Here is a 2,488-nt window from a genome sequence, read left to right as displayed (position 1 = left end):
TACCTAACGCAAAGATTATGATTCCACCACCAATAGACCACCACATATTTACCATCTCGTTTAGCAAATTCAAATAAACGCGTGCTTTTATAGCTCGCCTCTCAAACGTGCTTCTATATCAGATGCCGTGTATAACACATCCGTTACAATTACCCTTTCGTCACGGATTGAGTAAAACACTGAATAATTATCGACGGGCATTCTACGCAACTCCATTCTCTTTTCCGGCTCAGAATCCATAATCCTAAATCGTTCCGGGAAAGTGTCTAATGTAAGTATTTCATCAGCAATGCGATTATATTGCCCCATTGCATTATCCGGAGCAAGCAAATCTATAGCAATATAATTGTATATATCTTCCATATCCTGCAAAGCTTCTTTTGTAATCTCTACCTTATATTGCTTCATTAATGCCTCTCTCTAAATGCCACAAACGCACTAGCTGCATCCTCAACATTTCCTTTCTCTATATCGGCATATCCTTTTTCTAACTTTTGATGAATCTGTGTAGCAGACATCATATCTGCATTCACTGAATTAGCTGCTTTTGGTAATACAATAGAAAAGGGAATTCCTCCTACTAATGATATTTGTTTTAAATACATATCTATAGCAGTAGCCATTGGTATCCCTAATTGTGCCAATACACTTTCTGCATTTTCTTTTACATCTGGATTTACTCTTATATTTAATGTTGCTATTTTTCCCATAGAATACACCTCCATCTTTCTTTTATTGTAACGTCTTTTGCGTTACAAGTCAATCTATGAAATATATTTTCGATGCGATAGTTTCACATTGTTTTGATTAACCATTGCATATCTGAGCGTTGTATCTATTTGCTCATGTCCCAGAATTTTCTGTACCTGTTCAATCGGCATACCTTTCTCAATTGCTCTGGTGGCCATAGTCCTTCTGAACTTATGTGGGTGTACCTTTTCTACACCTAACTTCTTCCCCATTTCTCGTAATCATAACTCCCACCGCTTTCAGTAAGTCTACTGTGTTGTTTGTTTAACGACACAAATAACGCTATATTATTATCTGTCCTTGATTCAATATAATTCAACAAATGAATTTTGGTCTTAGCATCAAAATATGCTTTCCTCTCTTTGTCTCCTTTGCCATAAACCACGCATTCCCGCTCAGAGAAATCTATATCATCAATGTTCAGCCTTACCAATTCGCCTACTCTAATTCCTGTTGAAAGCAGAAAATCAATCATTGCCCTATCACGCAGATTATTACAATTATCTCTAAGAATTTCTATTTTCTCATCCGGAATGGTATCTTTTACAATAACGGCAGTCTTTACCTTATGAATTCTTTTCATTGGGCTTTTTATAATATAATCCTCTTCCTCTAGCCACGAAAAAAATGTGGAAAGACTTCTACGAATATTATCAATAGTTACCTTTCCACAATTATTTATCGTTTGATACTCTACAAGATATTTTCGTAGCATCTCGGTCGTTATCTTTATGACCGGAATATTTATTGTATCCAACATCTTTTCAATATTACACCTATAATAGCGTATTGTTTTGTCAGAACACCCTTCTAAATGCTTTGCAGTTAAAAACATATCTAGGAAGTCCATATTTGTTGTCTTCAAATAATCAGATACAGTATTTTCAGATAACCGTTTTGCCAACACCTCTTGTAGTTTCTGCATCTGCGATGCATTTAATACTTCTGCCATGTCATTGATGATGTCATAAATTTCTCTACCCATAAGAGAACACTCCTTTTTAAAGGAGTATATCGTAGTAAAATCAGCACATCAACAGAGCGTATTACTGATATTTCTATATGTGTTGCCATGTCATTACATAATCGCTATCTCCGGTACCCTCATCTAAGCCACTATGCTGAATCTCAAATCCTTCTCTCTTATAAAAAGATATTGCCCGTGCGTTCTTTTGGTATACGTTCAAGTGCAACTTATTCCTTTTGTCCTTTGCATAATTCAGCAGAATTTTACCTATACCCTGCGATTGCATTTCACCAGAAACAAAAATGCCCTCAACATATTCATCATTTAACCCTATAAAACCCTGTATTTCTGTATCATACTCATACACATAAACCTCTGCTAGTAACAACGCTTTTTTTACTGATTTGAAATTGCTTTTCCAGTATTCGGCGGGGATAAAATTATGTGCCTTTATATTTGTATCCAACCATATATCTGCAACTTTATTTATATCATCCCTTTGAAATTCTCTAATCATAACGGTGACACTCCATAAACTTGAATTTAAATTATAACGGTCTTTGCAAATACACCATATCTACCAACTGTATTCCACTCTCATAGATTGGGTGGTCATAATTATCTATAAAGAAATTTGATATGATATGCGAACGAACAAAACCACACTTTTCATAAAATGGTATTGTCAGTGGGCTATCGCCTGTTCCCACTAGCAGAATGGCATATTGCTCTCTGTAATTATTAACAATAAACTCAATTAAGGTTCTTGCA

At 35.3% G+C, this 2,488-nt stretch carries 3 protein-coding genes and 2 pseudogenes; all 5 read right to left on the bottom strand.

The window, feature by feature from the left end:
* Window positions 1-87: 87 nt before the first annotated feature.
* Entirely contained in the window at window positions 88-408 is a 321-nt protein-coding gene (locus ACT8VG_RS10125; RefSeq protein WP_444195789.1) for a type II toxin-antitoxin system RelE/ParE family toxin, read from the bottom strand.
* Window positions 408-710 carry a type II toxin-antitoxin system RelB/DinJ family antitoxin gene (locus ACT8VG_RS10120; protein ID WP_444195788.1) on the bottom strand — a complete coding sequence of 101 codons (303 nt, stop codon included), beginning with the start codon at window positions 708-710 and terminating at the stop codon, window positions 408-410. The genes ACT8VG_RS10125 and ACT8VG_RS10120 overlap by 1 nt, the downstream gene beginning before the upstream one ends.
* A gap of 54 nt (window positions 711-764) precedes the next feature.
* Window positions 765-1,735: pseudogene (gene xerA / locus ACT8VG_RS10115) on the bottom strand (site-specific tyrosine recombinase/integron integrase).
* A gap of 73 nt (window positions 1,736-1,808) precedes the next feature.
* The gene (locus ACT8VG_RS10110) at window positions 1,809-2,234 is read right to left on the bottom strand and encodes a GNAT family N-acetyltransferase (RefSeq protein WP_444195787.1); all 426 of its coding nucleotides are present in this window, start codon (window positions 2,232-2,234) and stop codon (window positions 1,809-1,811) included.
* 31 nt (window positions 2,235-2,265) lie between these two features.
* Window positions 2,266-2,488 (bottom strand): annotated as a pseudogene (locus ACT8VG_RS10105) (hypothetical protein); the annotation flags it as partial.

Origin of the sequence: Catenibacterium sp. (assembly GCF_052354645.1) — a bacterium.
GTDB classification, from domain to species: Bacteria; Bacillota_I; Bacilli_A; order Erysipelotrichales; family Coprobacillaceae; genus Catenibacterium; species Catenibacterium mitsuoka_A.
Note: the sequence above shows the minus strand (reverse complement) of the source record. Positions and strands in the feature narration are given on the sequence as shown.

Coding starts and splice junctions, on each gene's coding strand:
- ACT8VG_RS10120 (WP_444195788.1), bottom strand. CDS start 710: ATGGGAAAAATAGCAACATTAAATATAAGAGTAAATCCAGATGTAAAA.
- ACT8VG_RS10110 (WP_444195787.1), bottom strand. CDS start 2,234: ATGATTAGAGAATTTCAAAGGGATGATATAAATAAAGTTGCAGATATA.
- ACT8VG_RS10125 (WP_444195789.1), bottom strand. CDS start 408: ATGAAGCAATATAAGGTAGAGATTACAAAAGAAGCTTTGCAGGATATG.